17 protein-coding genes and 1 riboswitch are annotated in these 17,208 nt (G+C 33.3%); of the genes, 8 read left to right on the top strand and 9 right to left on the bottom strand.

Annotated elements, in window-relative coordinates; all coding sequences use genetic code 11:
* Positions 1 to 89: 89 nt before the first annotated feature.
* Entirely contained in the window at positions 90 to 1,832 is a 1,743-nt protein-coding gene (gene pyk / locus CPHY_RS03970; protein WP_012198771.1) for a pyruvate kinase, read from the bottom strand.
* 440 nt (positions 1,833 to 2,272) lie between these two features.
* Between pyk and CPHY_RS03965 the strand changes: the two genes are divergently transcribed.
* Positions 2,273 to 2,947 carry a Crp/Fnr family transcriptional regulator gene (locus tag CPHY_RS03965; RefSeq protein WP_012198770.1) on the top strand — a complete coding sequence of 225 codons (675 nt, stop codon included), beginning with the start codon at positions 2,273 to 2,275 and terminating at the stop codon, positions 2,945 to 2,947.
* A 152-nt stretch (positions 2,948 to 3,099) separates the two neighbouring features.
* Here CPHY_RS03965 and trxA read toward each other — a convergent pair whose 3' ends face one another.
* Positions 3,100 to 3,414, bottom strand: coding sequence for a thioredoxin (trxA, locus tag CPHY_RS03960; RefSeq protein WP_012198769.1), 315 nt, complete (start codon positions 3,412 to 3,414; stop codon positions 3,100 to 3,102).
* A 401-nt stretch (positions 3,415 to 3,815) separates the two neighbouring features.
* Between trxA and CPHY_RS03955 the strand changes: the two genes are divergently transcribed.
* Entirely contained in the window at positions 3,816 to 4,196 is a 381-nt protein-coding gene (locus CPHY_RS03955) for a MerR family transcriptional regulator (RefSeq protein WP_012198768.1), read from the top strand.
* Positions 4,197 to 4,306: 110 nt separating this feature from the next.
* Here the strand turns inward: CPHY_RS03955 and CPHY_RS03950 are convergent, their stop codons facing one another.
* Positions 4,307 to 4,741 carry a rhodanese-like domain-containing protein gene (locus tag CPHY_RS03950; protein WP_012198767.1) on the bottom strand — a complete coding sequence of 145 codons (435 nt, stop codon included), beginning with the start codon at positions 4,739 to 4,741 and terminating at the stop codon, positions 4,307 to 4,309.
* A 329-nt stretch (positions 4,742 to 5,070) separates the two neighbouring features.
* Here CPHY_RS03950 and CPHY_RS03945 point away from each other — a divergent pair, with 329 nt between their 5' ends.
* Both CPHY_RS03945 and CPHY_RS03940 read left to right on the top strand, forming a co-directional pair.
* Positions 5,071 to 5,739 (top strand): cytochrome c biogenesis CcdA family protein, encoded by a 669-nt coding sequence (locus tag CPHY_RS03945; protein WP_012198766.1) that lies wholly within the window; start codon positions 5,071 to 5,073, stop codon positions 5,737 to 5,739.
* A gap of 146 nt (positions 5,740 to 5,885) precedes the next feature.
* Complete coding sequence (locus CPHY_RS03940; protein WP_012198765.1) at positions 5,886 to 6,521, top strand: TlpA family protein disulfide reductase; 636 nt, start codon at positions 5,886 to 5,888, stop codon at positions 6,519 to 6,521.
* 196 nt (positions 6,522 to 6,717) lie between these two features.
* Here the strand turns inward: CPHY_RS03940 and CPHY_RS03935 are convergent, their stop codons facing one another.
* From CPHY_RS03935 to CPHY_RS03920, 4 genes are all read right to left on the bottom strand, one after another.
* Positions 6,718 to 7,764 (bottom strand): siderophore ABC transporter substrate-binding protein, encoded by a 1,047-nt coding sequence (locus CPHY_RS03935; protein WP_012198764.1) that lies wholly within the window; start codon positions 7,762 to 7,764, stop codon positions 6,718 to 6,720.
* A gap of 387 nt (positions 7,765 to 8,151) precedes the next feature.
* A complete protein-coding gene (locus CPHY_RS03930) occupies positions 8,152 to 8,910 on the bottom strand; it encodes an iron ABC transporter ATP-binding protein (protein ID WP_012198763.1) in 759 nt (252 codons plus the stop codon).
* Positions 8,907 to 9,875 (bottom strand): iron chelate uptake ABC transporter family permease subunit, encoded by a 969-nt coding sequence (locus tag CPHY_RS03925; protein ID WP_012198762.1) that lies wholly within the window; start codon positions 9,873 to 9,875, stop codon positions 8,907 to 8,909. The genes CPHY_RS03930 and CPHY_RS03925 overlap by 4 nt, the downstream gene beginning before the upstream one ends.
* Entirely contained in the window at positions 9,872 to 10,834 is a 963-nt protein-coding gene (locus CPHY_RS03920; protein ID WP_012198761.1) for an ABC transporter permease, read from the bottom strand. The genes CPHY_RS03925 and CPHY_RS03920 overlap by 4 nt, the downstream gene beginning before the upstream one ends.
* 185 nt (positions 10,835 to 11,019) lie before the next feature.
* Here CPHY_RS03920 and CPHY_RS03915 point away from each other — a divergent pair, with 185 nt between their 5' ends.
* From CPHY_RS03915 to CPHY_RS03905, 3 genes are all read left to right on the top strand, one after another.
* Positions 11,020 to 11,826 (top strand): helix-turn-helix transcriptional regulator, encoded by an 807-nt coding sequence (locus tag CPHY_RS03915; RefSeq protein ID WP_012198760.1) that lies wholly within the window; start codon positions 11,020 to 11,022, stop codon positions 11,824 to 11,826.
* Positions 11,827 to 12,137: 311 nt separating this feature from the next.
* Positions 12,138 to 12,239, top strand: a riboswitch (TPP riboswitch).
* Between the two features lie 42 nt (positions 12,240 to 12,281).
* On the top strand, positions 12,282 to 12,947 hold the full coding sequence (gene thiT / locus CPHY_RS03910) for an energy-coupled thiamine transporter ThiT (protein WP_012198759.1): 666 nt from the start codon (positions 12,282 to 12,284) through the stop codon (positions 12,945 to 12,947).
* Positions 12,948 to 13,457: 510 nt separating this feature from the next.
* A complete protein-coding gene (locus tag CPHY_RS03905) occupies positions 13,458 to 13,856 on the top strand; it encodes a hypothetical protein (protein WP_012198758.1) in 399 nt (132 codons plus the stop codon).
* Between the two features lie 13 nt (positions 13,857 to 13,869).
* Here the strand turns inward: CPHY_RS03905 and CPHY_RS03900 are convergent, their stop codons facing one another.
* Both CPHY_RS03900 and CPHY_RS03895 read right to left on the bottom strand, forming a co-directional pair.
* A complete protein-coding gene (locus tag CPHY_RS03900; protein WP_012198757.1) occupies positions 13,870 to 14,496 on the bottom strand; it encodes a YczE/YyaS/YitT family protein in 627 nt (208 codons plus the stop codon).
* 173 nt (positions 14,497 to 14,669) lie between these two features.
* Positions 14,670 to 15,002, bottom strand: a complete 333-nt coding sequence (locus CPHY_RS03895; protein ID WP_012198756.1) for an arsenate reductase family protein — start codon at positions 15,000 to 15,002, stop codon at positions 14,670 to 14,672.
* Positions 15,003 to 15,164: 162 nt separating this feature from the next.
* On the opposite strand from CPHY_RS03895, the gene CPHY_RS03890 reads away from it, so the two are divergent.
* Complete coding sequence (locus tag CPHY_RS03890) at positions 15,165 to 17,012, top strand: hypothetical protein (RefSeq protein ID WP_012198755.1); 1,848 nt, start codon at positions 15,165 to 15,167, stop codon at positions 17,010 to 17,012.
* The last annotated feature ends 196 nt before the right edge of the window (positions 17,013 to 17,208 follow it).

Genomic DNA, 17,208 nt, shown 5'->3' with positions numbered 1-17,208 from the left:
GCTTTTTCTCATAGATGATTACTCATCTAATTTTTAGAAGCCCCTTTACTTATCATACTATATAATTTTATTTACCAAAGTAAGTTTAATTATCGATTACCAGATACATTCCCTTCTTTACCATCTAGTGTTACGATTGAACCAGTACGTAATATCTTTGTTGCATTTTCAGCACCAAGAATTACTGGAATATCAAGGCTTAACCCAACGATTGAAGCATGGGAATTAATCCCCTCCTGCTCAACAATAATACCAGCTGCTTGTTTTAATTGCTCCATCATCTCGTTATTGGTTTCTTTCACAACGATAATATCCCCTGGCTTAAAAGTTTCTCTTAATTCCTCAGTATCATTACATACGCAAAGACTTGAGCATACCTCACGGTCAATTAAGCCTCTTCCTTTTACTAAGATATGACCTACGACTTGAACCTTGATAAGATTGGTAGTACCGGAAATTCCAAGTGGTACTCCAGCAGTGATAACAGCTAATTCACCTGACTTAACAAAACCTGCCTTTTCTGCTGCTTCCACCGCATGTTCAAACAATGTATTTGCATCCACTTCCTCTTCGATTAACAACGGTACAACACCCCAGGAAAGATTCATCTGACGGCATATATGTTCGTAGGTGGTACATGCAATGATAGAACTTGGTGGACGATACTTTGAAATCATTCTTGCAGTTTTACCGGATTTTGTTACGGTTATTATCGCAGCTGCATTAAGGTCTATCGCTGTTGTAACGGTCGCATGTGAGATTGCATTGGTGACATCCGGATTCGTAAGACTATCTCTCTTTCTAAATCGTGATGTATAATCGATATCTGCTTCGGTTCGCTTTGCGATTTTAACCATTGTCCTTAATGCCTCAACAGGATATAAACCTGCTGCTGTTTCACCGGAAAGCATAATGGCACTAGTTCCATCGTAAATAGCATTCGCAACATCCGTCGCCTCAGCTCTTGTTGGTCTTGGATTCTTCATCATAGAATCAAGCATCTGAGTCGCTGTGATTACTTGCTTCTCTGCATTGTAAACCTTTTTAATAATCATTTTTTGAATGACAGGAACTTCTTCTAACGGAATTTCAACACCCATGTCACCACGGGCAACCATAATACCATCAGACACACGAATTATCTCATCAATATTGTTTACACCTTGTAAATTTTCAATTTTTGCAATTATATTGACTGTATTACAGTTATACTCATTCAATATTTTACGTATCTGGATTATGTCATCTGCACATCTTGTAAACGAAGCTGCAATAAAGTCAAAACCCTGCCCAATACCAAATACGATATCCTCATAATCACGTTTACTAATAAAAGGCATGGATAATTCAACTCCAGGTACATTTACACCCTTATGATTTGAAATCATACCACCATTTAGAACTTCACAAATAATATCTGTATCAGTGATATTAAATACTTTAAGCTCTATAAGACCATCATCAATCAGTATTTTAACTCCATTTTTTATGTCACGTATTAAGTTTTTATATGTAATTGAAACCTGTGTTTCATCTCCAACAATATCATTTGTTGTTAGGGTAAAGATTTGACCCTTTTTTAATTCAATTTTTCCGTTTTCAAATGTACCAATACGGATTTCTGGTCCTTTGGTATCAAGTAACGTAGCAATCGGTAATTTCAATTCCGCACTAAGTCGGCGAATACGTTCATAATTTCTTGTATGCTGTTCATAATCACCATGCGAGAAATTAAATCTGGCTACATCCATCCCCTCAATCATCAGCTGACGCAATACAGCATCATCTTCGGTTGCCGGGCCTAAGGTACAAACAATTTTTGTTTTCCTCATCATAATCCTCCATCTCTTCTGTTAAGCGAACTACGCAATTTAATTAAAAACATTTTATATTATATAATACTTACCATAATTATGTAAGTTGAAACTATAAAATTTCGAAATTTATTCACACATGAAAACATGCCTACTCATTAGGTTGGAGGTTTATGCCGAGGATAACTCAGGAACAAACATCCGTGTGAAAGAACTTTGTTCTGTCGCTCTTTCCTCAATCTTACAATTCATGCTTTTTATATCACAGTTTTGCATATACAACAAGTTAGGAGAACAGTTCTTAACGGAATCTTATCATGACAGAATTTATTCTAAATAAGCTTCATAGAAAATACACAGAATATTACTATGTTAAAGAACTTATTTATGCTATAATACTCATAATCGTAGCAAATTTTTCTTATTAATTGCTAAAATATAAAAAAATGGGAGGGCTTATGATAACACAAGAAGATTTAGAATATTTAGGTACCAAGATATCATTCTTACCTAAGTTGAACAAGGAAGAGATGGACATCTTTTTGAATCAGACTTCCCCGGTAATATTTCATAAGGATGCTATTATCTACAATAATAGTACAGAATGTCTTGGTGTTTTGATTATAAAAAAAGGTACACTAAGAGCGCATATGCTTTCAGAACAAGGTAAAGATATCACCTTGTATCGTTTGTCAGATGGAGATGTTTGCGTACTCTCAGCATCCTGCGTACTTAAAAACATTACGTTTGATGTCAATATACAAGCAGAATCTGATACGGAAGCCTACTTAATAAAATCGTCTGCATTTCAAAAACTCATGGATAATAATATCTATGTTGAAAACTTTTCTTATCGAACTACTATCGACCGTTTTTCCGATGTTATGTGGACGATGGAGCAGATATTATTTATGAGTTTTGATAAACGCTTAGCAGTATTTTTGTTAGATGAATCTTTAAAACATAAACAAGATTTTATTCCATTAACCCATGCGCAGATAGCAAAATACATTGGCAGCGCCAGAGAAGTTGTCTCTCGTATGCTAAAGCATTTTGAAGAAGATGGAATTGTATCTCTAACAAGAGGCGGTATTGAAATTCTTGATAAAAAGAAGTTAAAGAGCATTATCTAACCCCAAATGTAAGTGTACTTCTCTTAAGTAAATTTAAAAAGTGAGGAGAATCTATCAATCCTTAGTTCTTTCCTAGGATTTGTTTGATTCTTCTCACCTTTTATTATTAAATAAATTATTATTCTCATATTCTTAAAGGACTGCAAATATCCTTATTGTGCTGGAAGCATTTTTAAGATATCCTTCTTTGATTTAAATCCTACGCTACTACTAACCAAATTACCTTTTTGCATTACTGCAAGTGTTGGAATACTCATGACACGATAAGCACTTGCTAATTCGGATTGTTCATCGATATTAATTTTACAAACTTTAATATTCTCTTCTTCTTTAGCAATTTCCTCTATTACTGGAGAAAGCATTCTGCAAGGCCCGCACCAAGGTGCCCAAAAATCAAGTAATACTACCTTATCTTCTTCTAACACTTCTGCTTTATAATTTTCCTTTGTTATGTGTAATATGTCCATAGTAAGACCTCCCTATATTTTATTTTTTAGTTTTCACGAATAATACCTTAAACAAGACTCATTTGTTGTTTCTAGCATCATTATATCCCCCTTTAATTAATTTATCTGTGATTAAGTCACCGTTTAATAATATCTTTTTCAGAGATTTCTTCTCCCTTTTTTAAAGGATATGATATAATGTATGGGAAACCGTTCGATTGCAATGTACAATACAACTTATCAGAAATTGCATGGCTATTTTTGATAAAAGGTCCTCTTTTTGCACTGCTAATCCTATTATAGAAGCATGATTTTCGTTTCTATAATTATAAACTATGCTTAGAATTTAAATAAAAGAATTGAAACAGGAAAATTCACTTACTGTCTCACGGATAATTCGATAAGAAAGAAAGGGATATCAAATGAGTTATAGTATAAAACAAGTTTCCGAACAAACTGGCTTATCCGAGCATACCATCCGCTTTTATGATCGCGAAGGTCTACTCCCCCTACTAAAAAGAGACGGAACTGGAAAACGTTCTTTTTCCGAAAATGATATTCAATGGCTTGGTCTCATCTGCTGTTTAAAAAACTCCGGGATGTCCATAGAAAAAATTAAAGAATTTATGTATTTATGCTTAAATGGAGAGGAAACCTGTGAACAAAGAAAAGAGATGCTAGAATTACATAAAGCATATATCTTGGAACAAATTAAATTATTAAATCGCAGTCTTTCTACAATTGAATATAAAATTGACCATTATAAAGAAATTGGTGTCTTTCACCTTGATGCTTCCCTTTAAATTAATTTCTTGTCAAAAACTTGAAAAGCACGCTTCGCAAATTTTCATTGCCACGAATTAAGGTTGCTGCTATTAATTTCTTAAGCAACAACCTTATGATTAAAATAAGCTTATTTTACAATATCATATTCCCAGTCAATAATTCCACCAAACTCATATACATTCTTATAGCCAAGCTCAGCTAATTCATAACTTGCCACCTTACTTCTTCTCCCACTATGACAGTAAACTAATATCTTCTTATCCTTATCTGGTAACATTTCCTCTGCACGGTCTGGAATTTCTCCAACTGGCAGAAGTACTGCACCCACAATATGTCCTTCTATAAATTCTTCATCCGTACGAACATCTAAGATGACTAATTCCTCCTCGGAATCCATCATTTCTTTCGCTTCGCTTTGTGTAATCTCTATATAGGATTGTTCTTTCAAATCTGTCTCCTCCTTTGATGCATCCTGTTTTCTCGAACATCCAGCTAGTATCATTGCTCCTGTTAACATGAGTAATATATAGATAAATCCTTTACGTAAAGGTCTTAATTTCATACTATCACTCCTTAAGTATTCTTTTATTTCTAATAATTCAAATTTACTATCATACAAATCTATTTTACATTCAGATTAATTTTAATACAATTAAATTTTATATACTGTTTTATTTTACCAAGACAATAGACAGACGTATGTGACTTAATCACAGTAAATTTATAGGAATTCTGGTAGAATGGTTTACAATTGGAGATTATTCATGTAAAATTTAAAACCTGTAACTTGTCAACAAGATAAAGTACGCTTAGCGGACTATTCCCTATTATGAACAAAAAAAGAAGCTTAGCGACTTTCTTCATCAAGAATCAAAAGATGAAAGGAGAATTATGCAGTATATTATTTCCTTCTTAGAAGGTATTATCACTTTTATTTCCCCATGCTTATTACCTATGTTGCCGCTTTATCTTACTTATATAGCAGGGCAACCTGATACTCGAACCAAATATGGCACCTTAAAAAACGCCCTATTGTTTATCTCCGGTTTTTCCACCACATTTGTCCTTATGGGTGCATTTGCTGGAACACTTGGTAGATTTATCATTCGATACCATATGGCCGTAAACATTATATCCGGTATCTTCTTGATTTTACTAGGACTAAGCTTTTTAGGTATCGTAAAAATTCCAATCTTTAACGGAATGAATAGTCAAAAGCTTACTAGAACAAAAAATCAGTCTATTGCTGCCTTCCTTTTTGGTATTATCTTCTCAGTTGGTTGGACTCCTTGTGTAGGTGCCTTCCTTGGTTCTGCCCTTGTTATGGCTGCGCGAACTGGAAGTACGATGAAAGGTATTGTAATGCTGCTTATGTACGCACTCGGATTAGGACTTCCATTCTTATTAAGTGCATTATTAATCGATCAATTAAAGTCTACCTTTGATTTTTTAAAGAGAAATTCAAGAAAGATTTCATTTATTTCAGCTGGACTATTAATTTTGATGGGTATATTGTTCCTAACCGGTACTTATAGTGCTGTATTTTCATTTTTACAATAGAAAAATCTAAGATATATTAAATTAAACACATAGATTTTTGGTTAAATTTTCCTATTCTAGTTTGTGAAGGCGCTGTATCCACAAACTAGATGATACGCATAGTAGTCTTACAAAAAAAACAAAGAACAGCGCAGAAATGAGGATATATGAAAAATAAAAAAATACTATGGATACTTGCTATATTTGTTGTTCTTATTGTTGGAGCAACTGTTCTTTATAAGAATCTCTCAAAAAACTACGCAGAACAAGAAGAGAACAATGAAGTAAATAAACAAGAAAATATTACACCAACTACAGAGCCTGAAGATTCCTCAAACAATACTTCCGATCCAACCATTACAGAGGATCCAGAGCCAACAATGTTTCCTGCTATTGATTTTTCTATGCAGGATATAGATGGAAATACCGTTTCACTTAGTGACTATTATGGAAAGCCTATTGTTTTAAATTTCTGGGCAAGCTGGTGTGGTCCATGTAAGAGTGAGATGCCAGAGTTTAATAAAGTTTATCTGGACTTAAAAGATGATGTAAATTTTCTCATGGTTGATTTAGTAGATGGAACTCGTGAAACAATAAAAAAAGGTAGTAAATTTGTAGAAAATAATGGATATGAATTTCCAGTATTCTTTGATGTAGAACAAGAAGGTGCATATTACTATAGTGTCATGGCTATACCGTCTACAATAATTATTGATAAAGACGGAAATATAGCAAACTATTATCAAGGTGCGATCTCGGAATCTGTTCTTAAAAAAGAACTTGATGCATTATTGGGTGAGTAACAATTTAAAAACTAAACATCATAATAGAAATCTAATTTACTCTAATTAATTTCATTTTATAACTTTTTAAAATCCCGGAAATACCGATAAGGCTTTTAGCCTTATGCAGGTTTGCATTTCCGGGATTTTTATTTCGTTATAAGTTCAATAAATATATATTATCTAATTAAATTTACACATTCATCTGCTACTAATACTATTTATTAAATGCCCCTTCTACCTCTTTCACCATAACTTGCATGGAGTTAATACCACCGCTTGATAAGTACCAGCATTCAGAATCAAGAGATATGATTACATTATTTTTTGCAGCTTTCGTTCCTAGTACTAGCTCATTATCTAGAGTCTTTTCAGCAGTTGTGGAACCACCTGCAATTACAGTTCTATCTACTACAAATAAGATGTCAGGATCTACTTTAGCAATATACTCATAGCTGGCATCCATACCATGCTTAGAAACTTCAATTGTTTCATCTGCTGGCTTTACCTCTAAAACATCATGAATAAGACCAAACCGAGATCCAAGACCATATGCACTTATGGAGCCATCGTTGGTCATAATAATTAAGCCTTTTTTATCACTACTATTCGTAATCTGCTTCACTTCTTCGACTTTATTCATAATACCGTCAATCGCAGTCTTCGCTTCATTTTCTTTTCCAATAGCTTTTGCTATATTATCAGTGTTGCGTTTAAAGTCCTCCATGTAAGTATCAGCATTTATCTCAACATAAATGGTTGGTGCAATTTCATTCAATTCATCATAAAAATCAACCTGTCTACCACCAATAATAATGACATCTGGTTCAAAAGTAAAAATCGCTTCCATATCTGGCTCAAAAAGTCCACCGGCATTAACGGTACTCTCTTCGTACTTGCTTAAATAAGTTGGAATATTTCCATGTGGTACTGCAAGCTCACCGTCGAAAGAAAGAGCATCAATCGTATCTAATGCACCCATATCAAAAACTACCACCTTTTTAGCAGCACCTTCTAAAGTTACAGTTCCAAGAGGATGGGTTAAGGAAAATCTTGTTTCTTCTGCCGCGGTTGTTGGTGTTGGCGCTGGTGTTGCTGTAGTAGCGCTCTCCTCGCCCTTATTTGCATTATTTTCAGGTGTATCACCCTGTTTTTTAGCGCAACCTGTTAAAACACTTGTTGCCATAACACCTAATAAAATTCCCGCTAAAACCTTTTTCTTAGCACCAGAGAAGATGCTCTTATTAAAACTAAATTTTTTCATTTTTGTTTTATAATGCTTCCTACATTTAACTTTTATCTCTTTGCATCTATTGATTTTGTCTTTTTATCTGTACGTAAAATATTCAAGGTACGGATGGAAACTCATTCGTAAAAACCGTATGATATACGGGGTTAGCTCGCTTACTGTATCCGTTCGATGCTTGACCGAGAAGCCCCTACTTCAAAATCTGGATTTAATTGGTGGGGAGCATGTCACGTAGGAATCATTATTCCTCCTTTTCTTTATTTATAATACATGGGATAAATCCCATTGATTATCTAAGTTAGAACTCTAATGGCTCTTGAGTTATACTAATTTATTTGATTTATGCTAATTCAATTGATTTGCTCTTATTCATTGATTAATAATAATTCATTTAATATTCTGTTAAGTATAATAAAGACAGATTTTATTACCTTCAATTTGTTCTACCTTAATTTCCATACCAAACACTTCTTGTAACATCTGTGAATTCATAACCTCTTCACTTGGTCCATTGGCAATTATTTTCCCATCCTTCATTGCAATAATATAATCTGCATAACAGGAGACAAAGTTGATATCGTGAATTACCACCATAACCGTTTTCCCAAGCTCCTTCACCATTTTGGTTAGGATTTTCATAATTTGTACGGAGTGTTTCATATCAAGATTATTGAGTGGCTCATCTAAAAAGACATACTTTGTATCTTGTGCTATTAACATTGCTATATAAGCCATTTGACGTTGACCACCACTTAATTCATCTAAGTAGCGATCCTTAAAGGCATCGATACTCATGTAGGATATTGCCTCTGCAACTTTCTTTTCATCCTCTTTTGTTAAACGCCCTTGGCTATATGGGAAACGACCAAACTGCACGAGCTCATGTACCGTAAGGCGAATATTGAGGTGATTTGTTTGGCTTAAGATAGAAAGTCGTTTCGCTAGCTCTCTACTGTTCCATTCCTTTACCTCTTTCTCATCTATGTGACACTCGCCACTACTTCGATCCAAGGTACGCCCAATTAAGGACAATAGTGTACTCTTTCCTGCTCCATTACTGCCTACAAAGGCAATCAACTTGTTTTTCGGTATTGTAATGGAAATGTCATCTACAACCTTTTTATTACCATAAGCTTTTGTTAAGCCTCTAGTCTTTATCATGATTTTCCCTCCTTAAGCATGAGATATATAAAGTAACATCCACCAATAAAATTAATAACAACACTAATCTGAGTAGAATGATGCAGGATACGTTCTACAAAAAACAATCCGCTAAGTAATGCAAGTGCTCCTAATAACACGGCAACCGGTACTCTGATTTCATGACGATACGTTGAAACTAAATTCCTTGCAATACTAACAACTAAGATACCAAGAAAAGTAATTGGTCCAACGAGTGCTGTAGAAACTGCGGTTAAAATCGCAATATACATTAATGTTCTAAATACAGTACTACGGTAGGGAACTCCCAGATTAATTGCCCCCGTTTGACCAAGCCCTAAAGCATTCAGTTTAGAAAAATCTTTTCTAGCCGCTATAGCAATCACAACGACAATTACGATACTTATGGTTAACAAATCTGTATTCATCTGATTAAAACTAGCAAACATCTTTCCTTGTACAAGTGAAAATTCATTGGGATCCATTAATACCTGCATAAAAGATGCCAGTCCGGAAAATAAACCACCAAAAATCGTACCTGCTAAAACCATAAAGTATAGATTTTTGTTGTTTCCCTTAAACATTCCGAAAAATAAAAAGAACGAACAAAGTACCATCAGCCCAATGGATAATAAGTAATTAGGAAGGCCTGTTAATTTACTGACTCCCGCATGAGAAAAGAAAAATACGATAATGGTCTGCAAAAATAAGTACAAGGAATCCAAACCGATAATGCTCGGAGTTAAAATCTTATTGTTCGTAATCGTCTGAAAGGACACTGAAGAATATCCAACACAATAACTTGTTAAGAAAACCGCTAACACTTTACGTAATCTACGTGGGAAAAAATAATGAAAGTTCTTTGTTGATAATCCTAAGAAAAGATAAAGGAAACAAAGAATCGCAACAATTGTGATTAGTATCAAGATACATTTTTTCTCTTTTGATATCTGCTTTCTTCTCATGCGGTACCTCCCTCCTTATTCTTTTGAAATAGCAGGAATAAAAAGATTGCACCACCTAAGACACTAACAATCACACTAACTGAAATCTCATACGGATAAACGATAATCCTGCTTAAGATGTCACAGAATAATAAGAAAATTCCGCCAAGTAATGCAGTATCGAATAAGGTATGTTTTAAGTCATCACCATAATAGATAGAAACAATGTTAGGAATAATTAATCCTAAGAAAGCAATACTCCCAACCGATACTGTAATAATAGAAGCAAGAAATGCTACTATAACAAATCCAACTATCGTGATAAACCTATAATTCAATCCTAAGTTTTTAGCAAAGCTCTCACCCATTCCAGCGATCGTAAATTTCTTCGCATATAAATAAGCGAGAATAACAAAAGGAATTCCTAAGTAGAGTAATTCATATCTGCCCTTTACTACTAAGGAGAAGTTTCCTTGTAACCACGAGGATATGTTCTGTACCAAATCATAGCGAAAGGAAATATAGGCTGTTAATGAACTAACCACATTTCCAAGCATTAATCCAATAAGAGGAACCATTACAGGACTTTTAAGAGGTATTCTTTGAAGAAGCTGTACAAACAAAAGACTTCCAAATAATGCAATGATAAAAGCAAAAATCATCTTAAGCATCATAGACTGCCCACCAAAAAATATAATGGATAATAAGATACCAAACTTACACCATTCCATCGTTCCCGCAGTCGTTGGTGAAACAAACCGATTTCCTGTCATTGTCTGCATAATCTTCCCTGAAATGCTAAGTCCAGCTCCCGTTACCAGAACAGCTAAAAGTCTTGGAATGCGACTATATATAAGTAATTGATAATCCGCAGAATCTCTTACCAATGCTCCTCTTAAGGAAAAATCTTGTGCTCCAAGCATGATGGATAGAAAGGATGCAATTATTAATATAATGATAAAAACTATTCTCTTCTTCACTGCTTTTCTCCTACGTTCTATGTTCTTCGTTGACAGTGAGAAGTATAACAAGGATAGTGTTTTGTTTGAATGGACAATTTTTTACCTATGGACAAATCTTAAGATTTATGTTATTCTAAAACCACTCAAATGATATTGATTTTCATTATCAGATAGATTTTAACTTTTTTAGAAGGGAATTTACTATGAGCGAAAAAATGCGTGGAATTTCATCACTATTTCAGAACCAAGCATTAAAAAATATCAACTTAATACAGGTAACGGTAACTAGTACAGAAGCATTTCATTGCAAGTTTCCACAAGGAGGATTTTTATTTCCAATCAAAGGACGTGCTCAACTAACAATTGATGAGGAAACCACAACTTATCTTACTTCAAGCTATGTACAGCATATAAAAAGCGGAAGCTATCTTCATCTATTTTCACTAGATCAAGTGGATTTTGAGTTTATCCTACTTTCCTATACCTTTGGTAATTCAACACTATCTCCCGATGAGTGCATTCCTAATACGTTTCATCTAAAGTTAGCGGAAGCGAAAAAAACTCACATGATGCTAAAACAACTGATGGAAAAAATCACATCAAGTCATCATTATCATACTTTAACTCTTGAATTAGAGATGAGAAAGTTATTAAACACTGCCTTAAAACAAAGCGATACATCAGAACAGCAGCTTCTTGACGCTGTATGCAGCTATTTAAAAAAGCACCTCTCCTCCCCGATTACATTAAATGAATTAGCTGCATATTTCAACAAAAAACCTGCTCAGCTATCCCATTTATTTTATAAAAACTTAGGGATTCGACCAATAGAATATTTAATTAGGCAAAGATTAGAAAAAGCCACCGAGCTATTAAAGCAGGGTGACTCAGTACAGTTGGCTGCATCAAAGGTGGGTTATGATGATGCCTTATACTTTAGCCGATTATATAAAAAATATTATCTCATCCGTCCTAGTGAAGTAAAAGACTATCATAGAGAAGTATGTTAGTTATCTCCACTACTCAAGTACCTCTCTTTGCGTATAATGTCAATATTCACAGAACCCTCATATGCCAGACACTCTAAACTCACTGAGAAGTTAAAAACAAACTTCTGAGAGGTCACATTGAAACTTCTGAGAAGTCACATTTCTACTTGACATTAGACGGATAACTTGCTATAGTAACCATGGAATCAAGAGGTTATACTTTTAGAGTGTATACAAAAAATCGATGTCTCTACTATGTACTCCATTGATTACATAAAACAAGAAAAAGTACGTTCGCGAACTTTTCTTAATTATGAATAAATAATTAGATATTGTATTGCTGGGGGAGCCGAATTGGCTGAGAAGTAGACACCTACTGACCCTTATTACTTGATCCAGTTAGTACTGGCGTAAGGAAGCACCAAACGTCCTCCGAAGCAATCACAATTACAGTGAAACTTAAGGAGGTTTTTTTTATGCGTGATTTGTTCGTTACATCCATTGATGGAACATACGGTTTAACAACACTTAGTTATATTTTATTAGCTGTTCTTCTTGTTGCTTTAATAGTTGTCGCTTCTTTCTTTGCCAAAAATAAAGATACAAAGAAAATGCCAACAAAGCAATTAGTATTTTGTGCCATAGCGATGGCTTTAGCACTTGTGACTTCTTATCTTGAAGTATATTCTTTTCCATTTGGTGGTTCCGTAACTTTATTTAGTATGCTGTTTATCTGTTTGATTGGCTATCTCTATGGAGCAAAGACAAGTATTATTGTAGGCGTTGCATACGGTATCCTACAATTTGTTATTAAGCCATATATTTATCATCCAACACAGATTCTTTTAGATTATCCTCTTGCCTTTGGTGCCCTTGGATTATCTGGACTATTCTATAAGAGTAAGAATGGTTTGTTAAAAGGTTACCTTGTAGGTATTACAGGAAGATGGTTATTTTCAACCTTATCCGGATTTATCTTCTTTGGCGCTTATGCTTGGGAAGGCTGGAACCCAATTTTATATTCTATGGCTTATAATGGAGCCTATATCTATGCTGAGGGTATTGCAACAGTAATAATAATTTGTTTACCTTTGGTGAAAAATGCCTTTGATCAGGTAAAGAAGATGACATATCTAGATTAATTCAATACCTATTTTAAAGCTGTCCTAAATTTTGGTTTAGGGCAGCTTTTTTAGAATGAATTATGATTTTGACTTACCTACAATCCTTTCCTATTATTTTCATAATTTTGAATCCCATCATTTCAACATCTAAAAGTAGAGGCAAAGCTACAATGCAGGGAGCTTACCATTAGATACATTAAGCAATCGGTGCGAAATGTCAAAGGGTGTAGTATTAAGATTTCTTAAAAGTCTGCAATAAAAGAAAATATTAAAGGCACTTTAGATGATAATGTTACTGACCTATAATTGTTTTCATTAAAATATTTTAGTGATGATATTTTGTAATTTAATGGTATAATCGACTGAGGAGGTTTTATTTATAAAAAAATTTATTTGTCTATTTGTATTTCATAGATTGAAACTTTTTTCCAAGTATTATCGTCTAATAATTAGAAGTCTAGACGGTATATCCTAATACATAACATCCGGATAACTTATAATCGAATGAAAGGAAAGGTTGTTAATAACATGAAACAAAAGACTCTATTGTTATTTACCTTCTTGTTTACTGCTTTTTTAGCTTCCTGTTCTCATACAAAGGATATTAATTTAACAACAATTGAAGCCATAGATATTGAATCCATCACCTTATTGTCCTTGCTACCAGGTAATATTATGCAAATACATGATACGAACGAGTTAAATCAGCTCATAACAACAATACAAAGTCTACCTCTTCATCAAAAGATTAAAAATCCTATGACATTTGATGAGAGTTTAGTTCAATATACTCTGCAGGGCAATGACAATAATGAAATAACTATTTCCATTCAATCTCCATATGTATGCATTAATGATAATTGGTATTTAAGTGACTTTACATCATGCGAACAATTAAATGAGAAGGCTAATGAGTTATTTCATTAGCCTTCTCTGTAAATTATATTAACTTAATTTTCTTTAATAGCCGTTTTATTAGTTTTGTAAATAATTGAATACTAGGTCCTGCGGACAAAGCGGTAATGAAGGTAATCACACCCACATTGCCTCCAAGTAAAAAACCAATTAAAATAAGAATAAAATCAAAGCATATTTTAGTTATTCCAAATTCCCATGGAAGGTGGTCACTAATCGTCATTACAAGCCCGGTAAAGGGATCTAAACCGATATCTACGCTGATAAAAATGGATACTCCCACATAGATTAGTAGGCAACCAAAAAAAGTTCCGATTCCTCGGCTTAAAACTGTATTTGAAACAAATATCTTGGGAAATAAAAACATACCAAGATTTACAAATGTACCTAATGGTAGGATATACACCACTGTACCAATATTTATATAATGTCTACCTATAAAAAATAGCAAAACGATAATACTAAGATTCACAATATTTGATATCATCCCTAGCCGTGATAATGGTAGAGAAAAAGCATTTCTAACACCATCATAAAGTAATGCAACAGGATCATTTCCAAATAAAGATTCAGCATTAAAACCGATTCCAACTCCAACAAATAAAATACCAATTAAAGCAAGTACTAGTTTAATCCAGAAGTTCTTTTTCATATTCATCCTTTCTAGCAAAGGTAATCCTTAAATCATTTTTTTTACACTAAGTTATCTTTCCACCATTTCTTCGTTTCATCCAAAAATATATATTCTTCCATTATTCCTTGATTCCTTTATCCTCTGATTCCTTTGTCTCTTATTTCATTTATCCTATAATTTTTATCCAGTCACTATTCCCATGTACGCCAGATTTCAGGGCAATATCCTATCGTAGCCTTTGAACCATTACGGACAATAGGAGTTTTATAATATTTAGGCATCTCCAAAAGTTTTTCTATTTGATCCTCTGTTGAGAGATACTGAATCATACAATACTCTTTGGTTGTTTTATCCATCATAGCCTCAAAGCCACCAAGAGCGTTAGATACACTAAGAAATTCGCCCTTGCTCAAACCTTTGCTTAATATATCGATCGATTGAAATTTTACTCCCCTCTCTTTAAAATATCTTTCTGCCTTTTTTGTATCAAAACATTTTGATTTACCAAATACCTGAATATTCATAACCCTTTCCTTTCTAACTACCTCTTATTAAATTGTAAATATTTTACATGACATTGCTTTTTCACTATTGTATAATAGTAATAAGTATAATAGTATTAAGTATAATTAATATACCGAATGTAATCTTGTTTGTCTATGTCGTATTTCTAGGGAGGATTTAAAGTGACAGAAACAATTTGTAATAAATGCCATAAAAATCATATCGTACAATCACAGGGATTGTGTTATACCTGCAGCAATTCGAAAGATAAAATTACCTATGATACATTACTTCAGAACTCAAGAAAAATATTTTATGATACGATTTCCACAATACTTATTTATCTAATGAATATCTTACTAACTATTTTACTATATATACTTATCACGAATCGATACCTTGAAAATACTAACTTAATCTTACCCTATGGAATCACCCTTGCCTTTTTATTACCGTATTCACTAATTAAATGTAATCTCGCTTATAAGCTTTGGAAAATGCGCTATCAACAGATTTCAATTAAGGGAATTCACCTTATTCCAGAGGCCATCTCCCTTATTGTAAAAATCACAATCTATTTTAGTTTTTTATCTAATCCAAGATTGTACGAGAATAAATTGTCCAATATTACTAAGCTTCTAACCAACATCACATTAGGAAAAATTAATATTCTCTACCTAACTTTCATTATAAGTATAACAGTTACATTAATACTCTTACGCTTATTTTTACATATTATTGCGATTATTTTAAACAATATAAAAGCCTCTCGTTACAAAGACTTTTATGAAAAGAAGGATATATTACCAGTCATTCAACTCATAAATAAATTAGAAAACGGATATCTCTTATCACATGAATTTTTAACGATACCTGACAATGAACAAAATAAAGCTTCCCAAAACTTGCTTGCAATTGCAACTGAACCAAGGGTAATTCCAGATGCAGAAGACATTTTCCAAGAATTAAATGTCTACGGAAATGACAAAACACTTCTTCATACTCTTTCAGAAAAATTAACATCGAATGATCGAACACTATTTTTAACACAGGAAGAAAGCCTCATTTATTATGCCTATATGAAAGATAAGTTAACTCGCTGGAAAGATCAAAATAGCACTATGGAAGGATACCTTGAACAAGAATTACTTTCTGAAACGGTCGAACAATTTGAAAGTATCAAGTTACTGTTTAGACAATGTAAAATAGAAAGTAAGACTTTTTTTGAATTATCACAACGTTATGAAACGGAATTTGAATTACCACTAAATGAGCTTTTCGAAAATCGGAGACTTATCAAACAACGCATTGACCAACTTTATCATGATTGTGAAGCTTTAAATCAGAAGAAAGAGAATAAAGATAGACTAGGCGAAGTATTATCTTTGTTTGGAAATAAGATAACGCATTTACCACAGTTACGGCTAAATCTGAACGGAAAAGTCTTATCATTTGATCATATTATTTTATCAAAGCAGGGGATATTTTTCATTGAACAGTGTTGTTTTGAACTTCCCGAGGAAACAAGCCTTCTTATAGAAAAAGATGGTAGTTTGTGGATTCATAATGTAAACGATTTCTCCAAACCTGCCTTCCTATCTTATGATGATACCTTCCTATCCCTTCATAACGAAAAGATCCTAATGCTAGAACAATATCTAGAAGGGAATATGAAAAATGAAGATATTCCTATTATCAGTTTACTCGTAACGAATCAAACTGGATTACATATAGAAAACTTCTCTCAAAGATTGTACCTTGGCGTGAATGAAATTATACCGACCATCCGCTCCTATCCTAAACAGCTTAATGAGGAAATCCTATCCTCCTGCTACTCTTTGTTGATAGAAGCTAAAATATCAGATAACACGGAACCAATACCGAATTATAAAGAACTCCTCTTCCGTAATATAGAGGATAATTTTAACCAAAAGATAGATCTCTATCAATCTACGAACCTGTTACAATCTCAGATTCGAAAGTTTAAGAACTCTTTAAATAGTTGTCTTAAAATACCTAGTTCATTTTAATTAAAAACGTTCCTAACACTTTAAAAGTGCATGGAACGTTTTTTCTATTTTATATAAAAATGGTAGAAAACATAGGGGATTAGCTATGTATGCCAGCGTTAGAAATTAATACCTGTTGATTTTTGGAACAACCAAAGGTATTATAGTATGTAACAATTATGTAACATATACTTAATAAATGTAAAAATTTACTGGA

This window comes from Lachnoclostridium phytofermentans ISDg, from assembly GCF_000018685.1.
Lineage (GTDB): Bacteria > Bacillota > Clostridia > Lachnospirales > Lachnospiraceae > Lachnoclostridium > Lachnoclostridium phytofermentans.
This window is presented reverse-complemented; position numbering and strand designations above follow the sequence as displayed.

What these genes read in the sequence shown, in the direction of transcription:
- pyk (WP_012198771.1), bottom strand. Translation starts at nt 1,832, where the DNA reads ATGAGGAAAACAAAAATTGTTTGTACCTTAGGCCCGGCAACCGAAGAT.
- CPHY_RS03965 (WP_012198770.1), top strand. Translation starts at nt 2,273, where the DNA reads ATGATAACACAAGAAGATTTAGAATATTTAGGTACCAAGATATCATTC.
- trxA (WP_012198769.1), bottom strand. Translation starts at nt 3,414, where the DNA reads ATGGACATATTACACATAACAAAGGAAAATTATAAAGCAGAAGTGTTA.
- CPHY_RS03955 (WP_012198768.1), top strand. Translation starts at nt 3,816, where the DNA reads ATGAGTTATAGTATAAAACAAGTTTCCGAACAAACTGGCTTATCCGAG.
- CPHY_RS03950 (WP_012198767.1), bottom strand. Translation starts at nt 4,741, where the DNA reads ATGAAATTAAGACCTTTACGTAAAGGATTTATCTATATATTACTCATG.
- CPHY_RS03945 (WP_012198766.1), top strand. Translation starts at nt 5,071, where the DNA reads ATGCAGTATATTATTTCCTTCTTAGAAGGTATTATCACTTTTATTTCC.
- CPHY_RS03940 (WP_012198765.1), top strand. Translation starts at nt 5,886, where the DNA reads ATGAAAAATAAAAAAATACTATGGATACTTGCTATATTTGTTGTTCTT.
- CPHY_RS03935 (WP_012198764.1), bottom strand. Translation starts at nt 7,764, where the DNA reads ATGAAAAAATTTAGTTTTAATAAGAGCATCTTCTCTGGTGCTAAGAAA.
- CPHY_RS03930 (WP_012198763.1), bottom strand. Translation starts at nt 8,910, where the DNA reads ATGATAAAGACTAGAGGCTTAACAAAAGCTTATGGTAATAAAAAGGTT.
- CPHY_RS03925 (WP_012198762.1), bottom strand. Translation starts at nt 9,875, where the DNA reads ATGAGAAGAAAGCAGATATCAAAAGAGAAAAAATGTATCTTGATACTA.
- CPHY_RS03915 (WP_012198760.1), top strand. Translation starts at nt 11,020, where the DNA reads ATGAGCGAAAAAATGCGTGGAATTTCATCACTATTTCAGAACCAAGCA.
- thiT (WP_012198759.1), top strand. Translation starts at nt 12,282, where the DNA reads ATGCGTGATTTGTTCGTTACATCCATTGATGGAACATACGGTTTAACA.
- CPHY_RS03905 (WP_012198758.1), top strand. Translation starts at nt 13,458, where the DNA reads ATGAAACAAAAGACTCTATTGTTATTTACCTTCTTGTTTACTGCTTTT.
- CPHY_RS03900 (WP_012198757.1), bottom strand. Translation starts at nt 14,496, where the DNA reads ATGAAAAAGAACTTCTGGATTAAACTAGTACTTGCTTTAATTGGTATT.
- CPHY_RS03895 (WP_012198756.1), bottom strand. Translation starts at nt 15,002, where the DNA reads ATGAATATTCAGGTATTTGGTAAATCAAAATGTTTTGATACAAAAAAG.